The organism is Hyalangium ruber (assembly GCF_034259325.1).
GTDB classification, from domain to species: Bacteria; Myxococcota; Myxococcia; order Myxococcales; family Myxococcaceae; genus Hyalangium_A; species Hyalangium_A rubrum.
This window is the reverse complement of sequence record NZ_JAXIVS010000007.1, coordinates 91,402-106,439: the sequence shown is the minus strand read 5'-3', so window position 1 is coordinate 106,439 and position 15,038 is coordinate 91,402. Positions and strand designations below refer to the sequence as shown.

Sequence of the window (15,038 nt, the reverse complement as noted above, 5' to 3'; positions counted from 1 at the left end):
GCTGTCCGCGGTCGATCGCCCTGGACCCATGGGTCCGTCGTAATTGGAATAAAATTCCACTTTCGAGACCCGCCTGTCTAGGCTTGGGGCATGGCTGACTTGATCCTCACCGGCGCCTCTCGCGGTATCGGTCACTCCCTGGCCCTGGCGCTCGCCGAGCGGCGCGACGATCGCCTCGTCCTTGTCGCTCGGGACCGCGCTCGCCTGGACGCGCTCGTTACCGCCGTCGAGCAGAAGGGCGGCCGTGCCATCGCGGTGCCGGGGGATCTCTCGTCACTCTCCGAGGCCCGTGCCCTCGGGCAGCGCCTGGTCGAGGTCGTCACCCCGGGCGCGACGCTCATCCACAATGCCGGGCTGTGGCCTTCCAAGCGGGTGCTTACCCCGGAAGGCTTCGAGACCGCCTTCACCGTCAACCACCTGGCGCCCCTGATGATGCAGAAGGCGCTCCTCGACGCCGAGCGCCTGCGCCGCATCATGGTCGTGAGCGCCGGGTTGATCTTCAAGGGGCGCTTCGACGCCGCCCGGACTCCCACCGGCGGTGACTTCTCCGGCATCCGCACCTACTGCAACACCAAGCTCTGCTTCGCTCTCGCCATGCGAGACATCGCCGCCGCCTATCCGGCGATCGACGTTGTCGTGCTCCACCCGGGCGTGGTGCGCACGGACCTTGGGGCGCGCTCGGGCCCCATCGGCTGGCTGCTGTCGCTGGCGAAGCGAAGCTGGGAGGCACCCGAGGTGTGTGCCGCGCGTCTGGCGCGGATCCTCGCCCGCGAGCGCTGGTCTTCCCCCGGTGAGGCGCGCTGGCTCGTGGAGGAGGCCGAGCAGTCCTGGCCTCCAGTCGCCGAGGATGAGGCCACGCGGCGCGCGGTACGAGACACCACCGCCCGCTTGCTCACCACCGCATGATGGCCCTCGCACCGGGGCGGGGCAGGGTGCCTGGAGCCTCGGGCGGGTGGTATCTATTCGGGTACCACCATGGCTACGGTCGATGAAATCTCCCAGCGCTTCGAGGAGTTCGCGAAGACCCTGGGGTTGGGCCCTCCCGGTCCGAGCGGTGCGCGCGGACGGCTCTTTGGCACCGACGTGCGGTTGGAGCTCAACGCTCGGCGGGAGTTCGTGACCCGGGCGCGCATTCCGGGGCCGCTCGTTACCGGGCTCCAGATCGAATCGGAGCAGGCGGTCGGCGCCTCGGGGCGCTTCGCGGGCTTCCGAGACATCCAAGTGGGCGTACCCGCCTTCGACACGTGCGTCCACGTGCGAGCGCTCAACCCCGCCGCCGCCATCCGCCTGTTGAAGGACGAGGCGCTGCTGCGGCATCTGCCCGCGTTCCTCACCACGCACCCCCGGGCTCGCCTCGCGGGAGACGAACTGATCGTCCCGCTCCCGCCCAGCCTCACCGGGGACCAGTTGCAGGGCGTGGTGAAGGAGACGGCGGAGCTGGCGGTGGAGTTCGGGCGGGCGGGAACAGAGGAGTCCGAGCGTGGGCAGCGCCCCCGTTCCCTCGAGCTTCCATCACAGCCGCCCGCTCCCGAACGCCAGGAGCGCGCGGCGGGTACGGGCCGCACTCCGGGGGAGCGCTTCTCGCGGCAGGAGAGCGGGATTGCCTTCACGAATCGGGTCCACAAGTCCTTCCGGCGCCGGATGTGGATCACCCTGGGGATGCGGCTGGGGACCATCCCAGCCGCGATCGTGGGCTTCATCCTCTTCGAGCATTGGGAGTGGACCGAGTTCTTCGTCATCGCGGGAGCAGGGCTGATCGGAGGCCTGTCCTGCGCGGTGTGGCGCTGCCCGGCGTGTGATGCGTCGCTGGATCTCGACCCGGACATCCGCCGCAAGGCCCGGAGCCTACGCTCCTGCCCCAAATGCTTCATCGCCCTGGAGCGAGGCTGAGCCGTACCGGACGCTCAGCCGGCCCAGGACCGCCGCTGCGGACGCTCGAAGGACACCGTGGGCGCCGCGCTGATGTCCGGCCCGCTCGGCGGAGCGTTCCGGGCCTGGCGCACGGCCTCCACGAGGAGCTGGCGGCCCTGAGGGTAGGGGGCCTCGTCCCCGGCGAGCACGAGCAACTGGCGCTGCAGCACCTCGGCCGAGGGCGTGCGCTGGGCCGCCTCCGGGTGCAGCAGCCCCATGATGATGGCATCCAGCACGGAGGAGATGCCGGGCTGGAGCTTGGAGGGCGGCGCCACCTGCTGCTCCGAGGCGGCGAGCATCAGCGCCACCTCGTTTTCGCCGTACAGCGTGGGCCGGCCGGTGAGGGCCTCGTGCAGCGTGAGGCCCAGGGCGAACAGGTCCGCCCGGCCGTCGATCGTTTGCCCGTAGGTCTGCTCCGGCGCCATGTACCCCGCCTTGCCCTTCACGTCGTTGCCCTGGGTGATGGGCACCTCGTGCCGAGCCCGGACGATGCCGAAGTCCGACAGCTTCACCTCGCCGATGCAGGACAGGAGCACGTTGGGCGGATTCACGTCCCGGTGTACCAGCCCCAGCGGTTCGCCCTTGGCGTCCGTGCGGCCGTGCAGGTAGGTCAGCGCCCCGGCCAGCTCCGCGCCGATATACGCTACCGCCGCTGGGGGCAGCCGCTTGCCGGGCAGCCGCTGCAAGAGCGTGCTCAGGGGCATCCCGTCCACGAACTCCATGGCCAGGAACAGGGTGCCCTGGTGCCGGCCCAGGTCCAGCACCTGGATGATGTTGGGGTGGATGAGCCGCGAGCCCAGCTCCGCCTCGCGCCGGAACATGGCGAGGAACTTCTCGTTCTCCGTATAGGCCGGGAGGATGCGCTTGACCGCCACCTGCTTCTCGAAACCGCCCTCGGGGCTGTACGTGGCGCGAAACACCTCCGCCATGCCGCCCACGCCCAGGCGCTCGTGCAGCAGGTACTTGCCCATCACATCCCGCTCGCGGATGAGCCGCAGCGTCTCCTCGGCCTTTCGCACCAGGTGTCCAGCCAGCGTGGCCGTGAGCGGCCCGTACGCGAAGAGGAACACCGCGCGGAAGGCGATGAGCGGCGGTGTCAGCGTGCTCAGCGTGTCGGCCGGAAGCCGGGGCAGCGCCAGCACGAAGTACAGCGCGAGGTACTCCAGCGCCGCGAGCGTCGCCGCCACGTAGGCGAGCCGCTTTCCCGCGCGCAGCGAGCACACCACGATGGGAGCGGCCCACACCACGAGCGGCGGCGTGGTGAGCGCGTACTCCGCGCCGTTGAAGAGCGTGTCGAGGGCGAAGACCACCGCGGGAATGGAGACCATCACCGCGGTGTCCACCCACTGGATCACGGGAGGCAGGCCCCCACGGCGCCGCACCAGCCACAGGGTGCAGACGTAGTAGAGGCACAGCAGGGCCATCAGCGACGCGATGCACAGCGACAGCGCCCAGCCGATGATTCCCCCGACCAGCAACACGGCCACGCCGCAGAACGCCGTCAGCCCCCCCATGAACCGGAAGATGGAGGACTCCCGCGGCAGGACGTCCTGGCGCAGATGGTCCTGTAGCAACCGGCTCGGGAGCGACAAGGAGGGGGTGGGAGCGGCCATGCCGTGCCAAGTCTAGCGGGAGGAGCCCGCCTCGGGGGATAGGGTCCGGTGCTACCCTGTCGGCTGCGCGGCTAGCCAGCCGCCAGGGTCACGCCCTGGCTCTTGTTGGAGCTCAACGCAGCGCGGTGCGCCACCCGGGGCAGGTGCAGGGTGAAACACGAGCCTTTGCCCGGCTCGCTCTCCACCTGGATGTGGCCACCTTGTCCGGTGATGAGGCCATGGGCCACCGCCAACCCGAGCCCCATGCCCATGCCTGGCGGCTTGGTGGTGAAGAACGGCTGGAACAGGTTGCGCAGCGTCTCCGGCGTCATCCCCGCGCCAGTGTCGCGGATCTCCACGCATACCCCCTCGCCCTGGCGGCGCGTGGACAGCCGCACCACGCCGGTTGAACCCGTGGCCTGCCCGGCGTTGACCAGCAGGTTCACCAGCACCTGGACGATCTGCCGCGGCCGACCCACCAGCAGGCCCACCTCGCCCAGCGCCACCTCCACCCGGCAGTGGCCGAGCTGCCCCTGGGCGATCCGCATCGCGGCCTCCGCCTCGGCGTTCAAGTCGTACTCGGCATAGGCCTCCGGGTCGCCCCGCGCGAAGCGCCGCAGGTCCGACACGATGGCGTTCACCCGCTTGATGCCATCCAGCGTCGCCGGCAGCACCTCGTCCACGTACTCCTTCAAGGGCGCGGGCAGCACCGGCTCCTGCTGCAAGTCCTTGAAGAGCGAGTGGACGTTGCTGGTGACGAAGGCCATCGGGTTGTTGATCTCATGCGCCACGCCCGCGGCCATCATGCCCAGGCTGGAGAACTTCTCTTGCTCCAGGGCACGCTCATGCAGCACCCGCAGCTGCCCCTGCGCCTGAGAGAGCTGCTCGCGCTGGTGGATGATGTGCTCCAGCGACTGCTGCAGCAGCTCGGCCCGCTTCTCGGTCAGCCGGAAGATCAGCACCGCCAGGAGGGTGAAGGCCACGGGCTGGAACGGATCCGCCCCGCTCAGCAGCGCCGTCGTGTCCATGAGCACCAGGTAGGTCAGGGCTCGGAGGCGGCTCTGCCCCTCCATCCCGAAGATCCAGAGCATGGCGAAGGGGATGTAGATCCACAGCAGCAGGCTCCACCCCGCGATGAGCCCGATCCCCGCGACGCCCGACACGTTGCAGACCATCCGGATCCACTCCACCGTGTTCGGCGCGAGCCAGCGGTTGAACACCTTCGAGAGCAGCACATTGGCCAGGATGCGCAGGACCGACAGCCCGAAGGCCCAGGCCATCAGCCGCCACTGGCCCACGTATTGGAGCGTGACCGCCAGGGACAGGATGAAGCTGCCTGCCATCATGAGCGGATGCAGCCCGCGAACGACCTGCTCGGGGTTCAGCACCTGAGGAGTCTCTGCCGGGGTAGCACTCATGGGCTCGCTCCAGGACAGCGATGGAGGGAGACCCCGCGCCAGGGCATGACCGACATGGCAGGCGCCACCTTCTTCTCAGAAGGCCCCTCCCCAGCGCCCACCCTGTTAAAGGAGGAGCCCAGTTTACAGAACAGGACCTGTCCGCTCAGCCAGGGGGCGCGAGCTTCCGTTCAGCGCCAGACACGAGGGGCTTTGAAGCCATGACGCAGCCTGTGAACCACGACGCGGTGCGCGCGGCGGCCGAGGCCACGGGGCAGGTGGTGTGGGTGCTTCACACCGGAGGGCGCGCTCGCGGACGACAGTCCCAGCTGGCGGGCGCTCACATGGTGCAGGCGGTGGCGGAGCAGTTCGCGGCCGAGGCGCAGCGGTGCGGCTGCCAGCTCCAGCTCACGTTCTTCATCGAGGTGACGACCGACGGGGAGAAGGCCCGGCTCGTGGTCCGTGATGAGGGCATGGGCATCGAAGCGGAGGCGCTGCCGCGCATCTTCGACAAGTTCGAGCGCGCCGCCTCCGCGCGCTCGTTCGGGGGCATGGGGCTGGGGCTCTTCATCGTGCGGCAGATCGTCGACATCCACGGAGGGAAGATCCACGTCACGAGTGAGCCGGGCCGTGGCTCCACCTTCTCCGTGGAGCTGCCGCTGCGCCGCTGAGGCCTGGTGCCGCTACCAGGGGCAGTTGACGACCTGCACGGTACGCGTCACGGGCGGAGCGCTGTTACCCCCGCTGTCCGTCACCTCGTAGCGCACCGTGTACGTGCCTGGGACCCAGCCGTTCACGAAGCCCGTGGTCCGCACCGTGGGGGCCACGTTCCCGTAGCACGCATCCACCGCTTCCACGCCGGGATCCACCCACCCACGGCCGCACGTGTGCATCATGTGCGAGGGCCCTCGGAGCTGGAGCGTCGGCGGACGGTTGTCCTTCACCTTCACCGAGCGGAGGGCGCTCACCGTGTAGCCCGTCGCGTCCCAGGCGATGTACTGCACCGAATAGGTGCCCTCGGCGGCGGTGTTGGGGCCGGGGCCGTACGCGTCCTGTCCCGAGTTGTACTTGTGGACCACCAAGGGGCTCGAGCAGGAGTCCTGCGCCGTGGCGCCCGGGTCCACATAGGTGTCCACGCCGCACTCCAGCTCCATGACGCTGTCGCCCAGCAGGCTCAGGGTGGGAGCGCCCGTGGCCAGCATCGTCACCGAGAACTGGGCCGTCGCCACGTTGCCCGCCGCGTCCGAGGCCGAGCAGGTGGTGAGCGTGGTGCCCCGCGGGTACGCGCCGCCCGGCGTACACGTCACCGACACGGGTCCGTCCTCCGCGTCCACCGCGCTCACCTGCGAGGCGATGGGCGGCGCCGCGCCAGTGCATTCCAGGGTGAGATCGCCCGGCGTGGTGATGACAGGGGGCGTGGTGTCCGTGGGGCGGACCTGGGGGTGGCCGCTCATGCCCCAGATGGCCCGGCGCGAGGAGAAGACCGCCGTGCCTTGCCCCGTCGCGGTGTTGATCTCGAGGAGGGTCCCCGAATCGGTGCCGCCCCACATCCTGCCCTCCGCGTCGCGGACCAGGCCGAACACCCCGGCGAAGCCGATGTCTCCGACGACGGTGGCCGCGCCCGTATGGGGATTCACCTTCAGGAGCGCGGTCGTCGCGGTGGGCCCGGTCGCGGTCAGGTACAGCGCGCCATCCGCGCCGAACTCCAGGTCTCCCGCCGAGTCGTACGGAATGCCGAACTGGCCGATGACGGTCGCGGCACAGGTGGTCGGGTTGATGCGCAGGAGTGTCCGGCTGCCGGCGGCCAGCAGGGAGCCATCCGGCGACCAGACCAGGGCGTTGATGAGGACGGGGTAGGAGCCTGGGAGCCGGGTCGTGGCACCCGTCGTCGTGTCGATGCGGTAGAGCCCGGCGAAGCTGCTGCCATAGAGGATGCCGTTGGGGGCCAGCGCCACATCGGTGAGGGTGACGCCCGCGGCGCCCAGGTCGGCCGCCGCGCGGGTGGCCAGATCCATGGTGAAGACCAGGGTGGGGCCATGCACGTAGAGGAGGGTGGAGGCCGCGCTGCTCGAGAGTTCTGGGCTGGACTCCTGGGCGGACGGCAGCGCCGCGTCAGGCGCCCGATAGGGCCAGGGCACCTGTCCCTCGGGGGTCTGGGCCAGCACCGGCCCTGCTACCAGCCATGCACAGAGCACTACCGCGAAGTGGACGCCGCGCGCGAGTGACACCTTCTCGACCCTCGATTCCATGGTTCCTCCAGGGGAATCCGCCCCCCTTGGCCCAGTGCTCGGTGGTGGCACTGTGTGGGAGTACCAAGGGGCCGAAATAATCTTTTGATGCAGGAGGAAATCCGCTAGCCGTGGAAAAGCAGAATTGTCCTTTCTTCAACCCGGAGGGTAGGGCGGCGCGGAACACCTGACGCCGGGGGCCTCCTTGAGGACGGTTTGCGCGCTGCCGGGTTGTGACAGGGCTGTCAGGGAAATGCCGCGGTGGTGGGCAGAGGACTGCACACGCGCCGCAGGGGCAGGTGCATGCATGCCTTGGAACGGTTGCGGCGCATGCCTTGCAGTCCGTGGCGCGCATGGCCCTCTCCAGGATGACTCACGGAATGCATCGGAAGCTCGTTGCTCGCGGCGCGGTGTTGTCGGTGTTCCTGTCGCTGTCCCCGGCGTTCGCAGACGAGGAGGAGGAGAAGAAGCCTCCCACGGGCTTGTACCTCCAGCCGCACATCCACGCGCTCACGGGCTGGAAGATCACGGTGGACGATCCCGCGATGCAGCAGGACACCCAGGTGGAGCTTCGCAATGGTGGCGGGGTAGGGCTGCGGCTCGGTTATGACTTCTCTCGGTACGTGGGTCTCTTCGCCTCGGTGGAGGCGAACGCGGAGAGCGAGGGGCCCTACTTCGGCTACGGCGCGGGGTTGACGTTGCGGACGGGGAAGTTCGGTCCGTTGCGGCTGAACGCGCGGCTCGGGGCGAGGGTGTTGGAGCCGGTGACGCCGATTGTCTACGGCACTGCGGGGGTGGGGGCTGAACTCTTCCTCTTCCGCACGGTGTCGCTGGGGGCCGAGGTCGACGCGGCGCTGCCGCTCGCGGAGGCCACGCGGGACAACGGGCTGACGCGGGAGAACGTCTCGGCCGATGGAGGACCCGTGCGCGGAATCATTGCCCTGACCTGGTACATCGGCGGGTAGTCAGGGGAAGCGGTCAGCGGGTCGAGGCCAGCCGGCGCACCACCACGCCCGCGGCGTTCATGCCGAAGGCGGACGTGACGAACACCGCGCTGCCGTCGATCTGCGTGCGGTGATCGCAGGTGTGGAAGTCATTGTCCTGCGGGCAGACGCACAGGAAGCCATCCGTGGCGTCGTCGTAGCGCAGGGCCACCGGTTGGCGCCGCGTCTCGATGGAATAGACGGCGGTAATCCCGGTGTGCCGCTCGGTCTCCACCCCGTACTTCCGCTTGAGCAGCTTGCGGATGTCCTTGGCGAAGGGATCCATGTGCGTCTCGCACAGGTCCTCCACGCGGATGGCGGTAGGGTCCAGCCGGCCCGCAGCGCCCATGGAGCTGACCACCGGCAGGCCCAGCGTCACGCAGCGGTGCAGCAGGTGCAGCTTGGCCTTCACGTTGTCGATGGCATCCACCACGAAGTCATACTGGCCCGGCGGCAGCATCTGCTCGGCCACCTCGGCACGGTAGAACTCGCGCACGGCCTCCACCCTCGCGTCCGGGTTGATCTCCCGGCAGCGCTGCGCCATCAGCTCCGCCTTGGACTTACCCACCCCGCGCACCGTGGCGTGGAGCTGGCGGTTGGTGTTGGTGACGCACACGTCGTCATGGTCCACCAGCGTGAGGTGGCCCACGCCGCTGCGCACCAGTCCCTCGGCGGCGTAGCTGCCCACGCCTCCCAGGCCGAACACCACTACACGCGCGGCGGCCAGGCGTTCCATCGCCGAGTCGCCGAGCAGACGTCCTGTCCGATCGAAGCGCCGGGACAGCTTGAAGGGCTTGGCGAGCGAAGGGGCACCGGCTTCAGGAACCGGGGCCGGGGAAATGTCCGAGGTGGTGGGCTGCGTGCTCATGGAGTCCCTCTATAACGCGACGCATGCCTACCGCGAAGGAGGGGGAAAGGCTTCCCGGAAGAAGCGGCGGGCGGTGGCGGTCGTTCGCTGGGCGAGCGCCTCGACGGGCTCTCCCAACACCTGGGCCATGCCTTCGATGATGTGGGGCAGGAAGCCGGGCTCGGAGCGCTTCCCTCGGTGGGGCGTGGGGGCCTGGTCCGGAGAGTCCGTCTCCGCCATCAGCCGGTCCGGAGGGATGGCGCGCAGGGCATCCAGCGGCTTGCGCGCCTCGGCCCAGGTGACGGGGCCGGCGAAGGAGAAGTGGCACCCCTTCTGGATGTAGAAGCGCGCCAGCTCCACCCCGCCGCTGTAGCTGTGCATGAGGATGCCCGCCTCGGGGAAGGGCTCCTCCTTCAGGAACTCGATGAGGGCGGGGTGGGCCCGGTGGCAGTGCATCAGCACGGGCAGCCGGTGCTTGCGCGCCAGCGCCATGTGGCCTCGGAGCACGGCCACCTGTCGCTCCATCGACGCGCCGGGGATGGAGGGCCCATCCAGCCCACACTCGCCCACGGCCACGGCGCCACCTTGGGAGAGCAGCGCGTCGAGCCGCTCCAGGTGCGCCGTGTCCTGCTCCGGAGGCAACTCCGGCAGCAGCTGGGGGTGGATGCCAAGCCCCACCTGCACGCGCGCGTCACGCCGGGGCAGCTCCAGCAGCGGCTCCCAGGTGTCGGGGCCGACGGCGGGAATGACGATGCCGTGGAGCCCCGCGGCCCAGGCGCGCACGAGCACGTCGGAGCGATCCGGCTCGAACCGGGAAGCATCGAGGTGACAGTGGGTGTCGATCATGAGCAGGCGAGCATTCAGGCCCAGGGCAGGGGGCTTGTCACGCGGCGAACTTCAACGTAGGAGAGCGCGCCACACTTCGGGCCTTCGCCTGGGAGGACACGGATGAAGCTCCACGCCGCGCTCTGCTTCCTGGTCTTTGCTGGCTGTGCCACCGTTCCGTCGGGAGCGGCCCTCTCGGATGGGGGCGGCGGACCCGTGGGGAGCACCTTGGAGCAGGCCGCTCCGGTGCGCCTGCAGACGCCGGCGGGCACCTTCCTGGTCAGCCCTCAGCACGCCGACGACTTCGCCAAGGCGCTCGCGGGTGAGGCGACCCCGACGCCCTTCTACGCGGGCGCCGATCACCCGTAGCGACGTGACGAGGCTCAGGTCTCCAGGACGATACGGCGACCCAGGGCCTTGGAGAGCTGAGGGGAGCTGACCACCCGGAGGACCTCCAGGAACTCTCCCCCCGCGGTGTCGAAGGCCGCCGCGATGAGCTCACCCAAGGTGAGCGGGCCCGTCTTGGCGGCAGGCGCCGGGGCCCGTCGGTTCTTGCGCCGCGACGAGGGCATCACCCGCCGTGCCTGGCGTCGGACTGAACGGCTCTTCCGGGCTGTCGTCGCCTTGGCCATGGTGCTCCTCCCCACCCAACGTCATGGGTTGTTCACCGATTGCAGGCATTTACATAAGCAAGCGACGCGCCAGGCGCATGCCCTGATGTCTCCCACCAGGTTTCAAGCACTTACACGGATGGTGGATCCGCAATGAGTGGGAAGATTTCCACCCGCCCCCTCAAAACGTGTCACGAATGCCTCGGTTCGTTCTAGTACTGCAGGGCATTCAACACTTCGTTTCAATGAAACGTGGAGTGGGTAGAAGTCGGATACCCGGGGTTCTCCTAGGGAAGTAGCGCGGTGCGGTATACCCGGGAGCGCCATGCCCCAGACCCTCTGCCCGAGCTGCGGCCACAGCCCCATCCCGCGCGGCGCCGAAGCGTGCCCTTCCTGTCACGAGCCGTTCGAGTTCCTGCAGATGTACAAGCGGGGCCAGCGCAAGCGGGTGGACCGGCAGCGCGACAGCGAGGAGATGGAGCAGACCGTCTTCGGGGGCAACATCACCGGAGAGGTGACGGCCCACCCCGGCCCCATCGTGGCGGTGTTCTTCGTGGGCGCGGTGGCGTGGTTCCTGCGCGCGGGCGGGGTGCTCGGCAACCTGAACGAGCCGATCTGGGTGTATGGCCTGGTGGCGTTGGATCTGGTGCTCGGGCTGGTGCTGTTGCTGAACCTGGGTCCTGCCAAGTTGCTGGCGCAGGTGGGCATGGTGCTGCAGTTGATGGTGGCGGGGTTCCTGGCGCGCGCGGCGCCGCTGGAGCCCGTACACCTGGCGTACATGGCGCACGCGGTGGTGGCGCTCGTGTCGGTGGTGGGAGAGCCGGGCCCGGTGCGCCGCTACGCCGGCCTGGGGCTGGGCGTCGTCGCGGCGCTGCTGGGAGCGGTCTTCCTCGTGCGGCCCATGGGCCCGGTGGATGGCGCCGGCGGTGACGCGCGGCAGCTCCTCGTGGGGCGGGACCTGGGCTACCAGCTCGAGCTGCCGGCGGGCTGGGGCCGGCTGCCGCGTGAGCAGCTCGCGCCGCACCTGACGCTGCCGTTGGCGACGCTCACGGGCAGCGGGGTGGGGTTTGGCGACGCGGCTCAGGGCCGCTACGGCGCGCTGTGGGTGGACCGGGGGGCGAGCCAGCCGGTGACGGCGGACTGCCAGGCGCTGCTCAAGGCGTTCGGAGGAGATCCGTCAATCAAGCCCTCGACGAAGCACGCGCCGCTGGCGATGGGGACCAAGGCGCTGGTGTACGAGCTGAGCACGGGGAGCGGCGCCCGGGGCACCTTCAGCTGCGGCAAGCTCGCGGACGGGCGGCTGGTGGGCTTCGCGGTGGTCGCGGCGCCGCCGGACGCGACGGGTGGAGAGTCGGCGTTCGTGGCGGTGGGCGCCGGGTTGGCATTGCAGTAAAGGCGGGCTCCCATGAAAGTCCAGGTCCTCTTCCACGACAGTTGCTTCGACGGGGCCGCGAGCGCGGCGGTGTTCACCCGCTTCTACCGGGAGCGCGTGCGCGCGGATGCCTCCTTCACGTACCGGGGCCTGGCGCACAAGCCGGGCGCCGAGGGCATCGACGCCTCGGTCTTCTCCGGGGACGAGAACGCCATCGTCGATTTCCGCTACAGCCAGGATGCGCGGCTCACGTGGTGGTTCGATCACCACGCCTCGGCCTTCCAGCAGCCGGGGGACGAGGCGCACTTCCGCGCGGACACGAGCGGGCGCAAGTTCCATGACGCGCACCGCAAGAGCTGCACGAAGTACCTGGCGGACGTGGCCCGGGAGCGCTTCGGGTGGGACGCCTCGTCCATGCAGGAGCTCATCCACTGGGCGGAGATCATCGACGGGGCGCAGTTCCCGAGCCCCCAGATGGCGGTGGCGCTGGAGGAGCCGGCGCTGCGTATCATGACGGTGCTGGAGGCCAACAAGTCGCCGGACTTCATCCCCCAGGTCATCCAGCGGATGCAGGGCGAGTCGCTGGCCTCCATCGCGGCCTCTCCGCTGATCGCCGAGCCGCTGGCGCCGCTGCTCGAGCGCCACCAGCGTCACATCGAGCAGGTGCGCGCCAAGGCGCGTTACGAGAACGGGGTGGTGTTCTTCGACCTGGCGGACGAGGGCGTGGACAGCCTCAACAAGTTCATCGCCTACGCGCTCTACCCGGAGGCGCGCTACACGCTGTGGGTGGGGCAGGGGCCGAGCCGGGCGAAGGTGTCGCTGGGCTCCAATCCCTGGCGGCCGGAGCTGCGCAAGCATGACCTGGCAGGCATCGCCGGGCGCTACGGCGGCGGAGGGCACCCGGTGGTGGCGGCGGTGAGCTTCAAGCCGGGAGAGCTGGAGAAGGCGCGCGCCGCCTACCGGGAGATCCTCGCGGAGCTCTCGAGCGGTTGAGTCCTCGTCCCTGATAAGGCGCACATGGAGAAGCCCGCATCCGCCGAAGCGCGTTCCGGCGTCCTGTCCCTTTTGGACCTTCTGCTCTCGGAGTCCCTGCGCGGGGCGCCGCCGGCCGAGCTCGTCCGGCACCGGATCCTGGTGGGGGCCTCCCTCTTCCTGTTCGTGGTCAATGGGCTGTACGTGCTCTGGTTGTTCAGGTGGGGGCAGCCCTTGGCCTCGGGCGTCGTCCCCGGCCTGGGCTACCTGGGGAGCCTGGTGTTGGCGCGCGGTGCCCGCACGGCCACCGCGCCGGCCGTCCTGCTGTTGATGACCCTGGGGCTGGGGTTGGTGGGGTCCAGCTTTGCGTCTGGCAATGTCCTGAGCGGCATGCATGCCACGCACATGCTGCTGCCCGCGCTCGCGGTGTATTTGAGCGGTCCCCGCCTGGGGTTGATGTTCGCCCTGATCTTGTTCGTGACGCTGGGCGTAGGGCACCCGCTCTATTGGACGCACCATGGCCTTCTCCCCGGCGGACTCACCGTCGAGGGGCTCTGGTCCGCGCAGCTCTTCGCGGGCCTGGCGTACTTCGCCGCCTGGGGCCTGGGCACGCTGCACAGCACCGCGCGGGACGCGGCCCAGACTTCGCTCGAGCGGACGCTGGCCCAGCTCGGCCGGGACATCGCGGCCCGCGAGGAGGCCGAGGCCCGGCTGGGAGAGCTGCACCGCAGCATGATGGACGTCTCGCGTCAGGCGGGCATGGCGGAGGTGGCCACGGGCGTGCTCCACAATGTGGGCAACACGCTCAACAGCGTCAACGTCTCCACGGGGCTCGTCATCGACCAGCTGCGCCAGTCCCGGGTGGCGGGGCTGAGCCGGGCCACCCAATTGCTGCGCGAGCACAGCTCGGACCTCGCCACCTTCCTCACCCAGGATCCCCAGGGACAGAAGCTGCCGGGCTACCTCATCGCGCTCTCGGAGCAGCTGCGGGAGGAGCGGGACACGCTGCTCAAGGAGATGGGTGCGCTCAGCGAGAGCGTCGAGCACATCAAGTCCATCGTCAGCATGCAGCAGAAGCACGCGCGCGCCGCGGGAGCGGTGGAGCCGGTGTCGGTGCCCCAGCTCATCGATGAGGCGCTGCGCCTGAACGCCGGCTCCTTCGATCGCCACGGCATCCTCATCGAGCGCGACTACGCGGATGTGCCCACCGTGCTGTTGGACCGGCACAAGCTGCTGCAGATCCTCGTCAACCTCTTGAGCAACGCGCGGCATGCGCTGTTGGACAGCGCTCGGCAGGACAAGCGCATGACCATCCGCGTCCAGAAGGTACACGAGCGCGCGCGGCTGCTGATCGAAGTGGCCGACAATGGCGTGGGGATCGCTCCGGAGAACCTGCCGCGCATGTTCACCCAGGGCTTCACCACGAAGCACGACGGTCACGGCTTCGGTCTGCACATCAGCGCCCTGGCCGCCGAGGAGATGAAGGGCCGGCTCTCCTGCACCAGCGTGGGCCTCGGCCAGGGCGCCACGTTCACCCTGGAGATTCCTCTGGAGGGGGCGCAACCGCTTCCGTGAAGCGCGGTGTCGCGATGCCTCGTGCGCTGTGTGTGGATCAGCGCGCGGCTGCGCTCGACATTGAGGTCGTCCCGGCGGCCTGATTGTGAGCCTCCCATCCGGTTCCCACTGTTTCGCCCCGCTGGGTGGCCGCCTTCATGCCCAGCCATCACAGGGGGGAACAGCATGGCGCGCGGGATGTGGTCGTCTCAGGGGAAGGTGTGGGTCTTCCTCGCTCTTGCGGTGCTGCCGTTCTCGGCGCGAGCCATCAGCGAGGAGCACTTCTTCAAGGACCTCGAGGTCGAGGGAGAGCTCTCGGATGGCGGGGTGTTCACGGGGAAGCTCACCGTTACCCGCCTGGGCTACGACGAACTCAAGGGCCTGACGGTGGATGGGTTCCTGGAGGGCAAGGTGAGGAAGGCCAACGGTCGGGGCCTCGGGAACGTCAAACAGTCGGTGAAGGGCATTCGGGCCTCGCTCAAGGAGCGCGCTTCCTCGACGCCCACGAAGAAGGCCGTCTGCGATCTCGTGACCTTCGACATTGGCACCATCCAGCTGGGGCGGTTGGGGCAGGGGCTCGACCTCTCGCCGCTCCAGCTCGACCTGTCCGCCGTGTCTGGTGGGAGCAACCTGCTGGGCAACATGCTGTGCGGAGTGGCGGGGCTGCTCGATCCGCTTGGGACGCGCGATGACCTGCTGTTCCTGTTGGAGATGGTCAACGAGACCATCGGCTGAGTACCGGCTCG

The 15,038-nt window shown here is 69.2% G+C and carries 15 protein-coding genes; 9 read left to right on the top strand and 6 right to left on the bottom strand.

Annotated elements, in window-relative coordinates:
- The first annotated feature begins 90 nt into the window (after positions 1-90).
- Positions 91-906 (top strand): SDR family NAD(P)-dependent oxidoreductase, encoded by an 816-nt coding sequence (locus SYV04_RS21050; protein WP_321547645.1) that lies wholly within the window; start codon positions 91-93, stop codon positions 904-906.
- A gap of 69 nt (positions 907-975) precedes the next feature.
- Positions 976-1,890, top strand: a complete 915-nt coding sequence (locus SYV04_RS21045) for a hypothetical protein (protein WP_321547644.1) — start codon at positions 976-978, stop codon at positions 1,888-1,890.
- Between the two features lie 14 nt (positions 1,891-1,904).
- Here SYV04_RS21045 and SYV04_RS21040 read toward each other — a convergent pair whose 3' ends face one another.
- Positions 1,905-3,524 (bottom strand): serine/threonine-protein kinase, encoded by a 1,620-nt coding sequence (locus SYV04_RS21040; protein ID WP_321547643.1) that lies wholly within the window; start codon positions 3,522-3,524, stop codon positions 1,905-1,907.
- A 71-nt stretch (positions 3,525-3,595) separates the two neighbouring features.
- Positions 3,596-4,921 (bottom strand): sensor histidine kinase, encoded by a 1,326-nt coding sequence (locus tag SYV04_RS21035; protein WP_321547642.1) that lies wholly within the window; start codon positions 4,919-4,921, stop codon positions 3,596-3,598.
- A 200-nt stretch (positions 4,922-5,121) separates the two neighbouring features.
- Between SYV04_RS21035 and SYV04_RS43770 the strand changes: the two genes are divergently transcribed.
- Positions 5,122-5,571: a sensor histidine kinase gene (locus SYV04_RS43770; RefSeq protein ID WP_422723958.1), complete on the top strand. Its 450-nt coding sequence runs from the start codon at positions 5,122-5,124 to the stop codon at positions 5,569-5,571.
- Between the two features lie 12 nt (positions 5,572-5,583).
- Here the strand turns inward: SYV04_RS43770 and SYV04_RS21025 are convergent, their stop codons facing one another.
- Positions 5,584-7,149, bottom strand: a complete 1,566-nt coding sequence (locus SYV04_RS21025) for an immunoglobulin-like domain-containing protein (RefSeq protein WP_321547641.1) — start codon at positions 7,147-7,149, stop codon at positions 5,584-5,586.
- 359 nt (positions 7,150-7,508) lie between these two features.
- Between SYV04_RS21025 and SYV04_RS21020 the strand changes: the two genes are divergently transcribed.
- Positions 7,509-8,093 carry a hypothetical protein gene (locus SYV04_RS21020; RefSeq protein ID WP_321547640.1) on the top strand — a complete coding sequence of 195 codons (585 nt, stop codon included), beginning with the start codon at positions 7,509-7,511 and terminating at the stop codon, positions 8,091-8,093.
- A 13-nt stretch (positions 8,094-8,106) separates the two neighbouring features.
- Here SYV04_RS21020 and SYV04_RS21015 read toward each other — a convergent pair whose 3' ends face one another.
- Positions 8,107-8,979: a tRNA threonylcarbamoyladenosine dehydratase gene (locus SYV04_RS21015; RefSeq protein WP_321547639.1), complete on the bottom strand. Its 873-nt coding sequence runs from the start codon at positions 8,977-8,979 to the stop codon at positions 8,107-8,109.
- Positions 8,980-9,006: 27 nt separating this feature from the next.
- Positions 9,007-9,804 (bottom strand): TatD family hydrolase, encoded by a 798-nt coding sequence (locus SYV04_RS21010; RefSeq protein WP_321547638.1) that lies wholly within the window; start codon positions 9,802-9,804, stop codon positions 9,007-9,009.
- A gap of 102 nt (positions 9,805-9,906) precedes the next feature.
- On the opposite strand from SYV04_RS21010, the gene SYV04_RS21005 reads away from it, so the two are divergent.
- Complete coding sequence (locus SYV04_RS21005; RefSeq protein ID WP_321547637.1) at positions 9,907-10,152, top strand: hypothetical protein; 246 nt, start codon at positions 9,907-9,909, stop codon at positions 10,150-10,152.
- Positions 10,153-10,166: 14 nt separating this feature from the next.
- On the opposite strand, the gene SYV04_RS21000 is transcribed toward SYV04_RS21005, so the two are convergent.
- A complete protein-coding gene (locus SYV04_RS21000; RefSeq protein ID WP_321547636.1) occupies positions 10,167-10,415 on the bottom strand; it encodes a hypothetical protein in 249 nt (82 codons plus the stop codon).
- Between the two features lie 304 nt (positions 10,416-10,719).
- Here SYV04_RS21000 and SYV04_RS20995 point away from each other — a divergent pair, with 304 nt between their 5' ends.
- The 4 genes from SYV04_RS20995 to SYV04_RS20980 all read left to right on the top strand — a co-directional run bounded on the left by SYV04_RS20995 (position 10,720) and on the right by SYV04_RS20980 (position 15,027).
- Positions 10,720-11,787 carry a zinc ribbon domain-containing protein gene (locus tag SYV04_RS20995; protein WP_321547635.1) on the top strand — a complete coding sequence of 356 codons (1,068 nt, stop codon included), beginning with the start codon at positions 10,720-10,722 and terminating at the stop codon, positions 11,785-11,787.
- Positions 11,788-11,799: 12 nt separating this feature from the next.
- Complete coding sequence (locus SYV04_RS20990) at positions 11,800-12,759, top strand: hypothetical protein (protein WP_321547634.1); 960 nt, start codon at positions 11,800-11,802, stop codon at positions 12,757-12,759.
- A 24-nt stretch (positions 12,760-12,783) separates the two neighbouring features.
- Positions 12,784-14,313 (top strand): sensor histidine kinase, encoded by a 1,530-nt coding sequence (locus SYV04_RS20985; protein ID WP_321547633.1) that lies wholly within the window; start codon positions 12,784-12,786, stop codon positions 14,311-14,313.
- 165 nt (positions 14,314-14,478) lie between these two features.
- Complete coding sequence (locus SYV04_RS20980; protein ID WP_321547632.1) at positions 14,479-15,027, top strand: hypothetical protein; 549 nt, start codon at positions 14,479-14,481, stop codon at positions 15,025-15,027.
- The last annotated feature ends 11 nt before the right edge of the window (positions 15,028-15,038 follow it).

Bases quoted from the DNA above. Each gene is read 5' to 3' on its own strand.
- SYV04_RS21050 (WP_321547645.1), top strand. From the start codon at position 91: ATGGCTGACTTGATCCTCACCGGCGCCTCTCGCGGTATCGGTCACTCC.
- SYV04_RS21045 (WP_321547644.1), top strand. From the start codon at position 976: ATGGCTACGGTCGATGAAATCTCCCAGCGCTTCGAGGAGTTCGCGAAG.
- SYV04_RS21040 (WP_321547643.1), bottom strand. From the start codon at position 3,524: ATGGCCGCTCCCACCCCCTCCTTGTCGCTCCCGAGCCGGTTGCTACAG.
- SYV04_RS21035 (WP_321547642.1), bottom strand. From the start codon at position 4,921: ATGAGTGCTACCCCGGCAGAGACTCCTCAGGTGCTGAACCCCGAGCAG.
- SYV04_RS43770 (WP_422723958.1), top strand. From the start codon at position 5,122: ATGACGCAGCCTGTGAACCACGACGCGGTGCGCGCGGCGGCCGAGGCC.
- SYV04_RS21025 (WP_321547641.1), bottom strand. From the start codon at position 7,149: ATGGAATCGAGGGTCGAGAAGGTGTCACTCGCGCGCGGCGTCCACTTC.
- SYV04_RS21020 (WP_321547640.1), top strand. From the start codon at position 7,509: ATGCATCGGAAGCTCGTTGCTCGCGGCGCGGTGTTGTCGGTGTTCCTG.
- SYV04_RS21015 (WP_321547639.1), bottom strand. From the start codon at position 8,979: ATGAGCACGCAGCCCACCACCTCGGACATTTCCCCGGCCCCGGTTCCT.
- SYV04_RS21010 (WP_321547638.1), bottom strand. From the start codon at position 9,804: ATGATCGACACCCACTGTCACCTCGATGCTTCCCGGTTCGAGCCGGAT.
- SYV04_RS21005 (WP_321547637.1), top strand. From the start codon at position 9,907: ATGAAGCTCCACGCCGCGCTCTGCTTCCTGGTCTTTGCTGGCTGTGCC.
- SYV04_RS21000 (WP_321547636.1), bottom strand. From the start codon at position 10,415: ATGGCCAAGGCGACGACAGCCCGGAAGAGCCGTTCAGTCCGACGCCAG.
- SYV04_RS20995 (WP_321547635.1), top strand. From the start codon at position 10,720: ATGCCCCAGACCCTCTGCCCGAGCTGCGGCCACAGCCCCATCCCGCGC.
- SYV04_RS20990 (WP_321547634.1), top strand. From the start codon at position 11,800: ATGAAAGTCCAGGTCCTCTTCCACGACAGTTGCTTCGACGGGGCCGCG.
- SYV04_RS20985 (WP_321547633.1), top strand. From the start codon at position 12,784: ATGGAGAAGCCCGCATCCGCCGAAGCGCGTTCCGGCGTCCTGTCCCTT.
- SYV04_RS20980 (WP_321547632.1), top strand. From the start codon at position 14,479: ATGGCGCGCGGGATGTGGTCGTCTCAGGGGAAGGTGTGGGTCTTCCTC.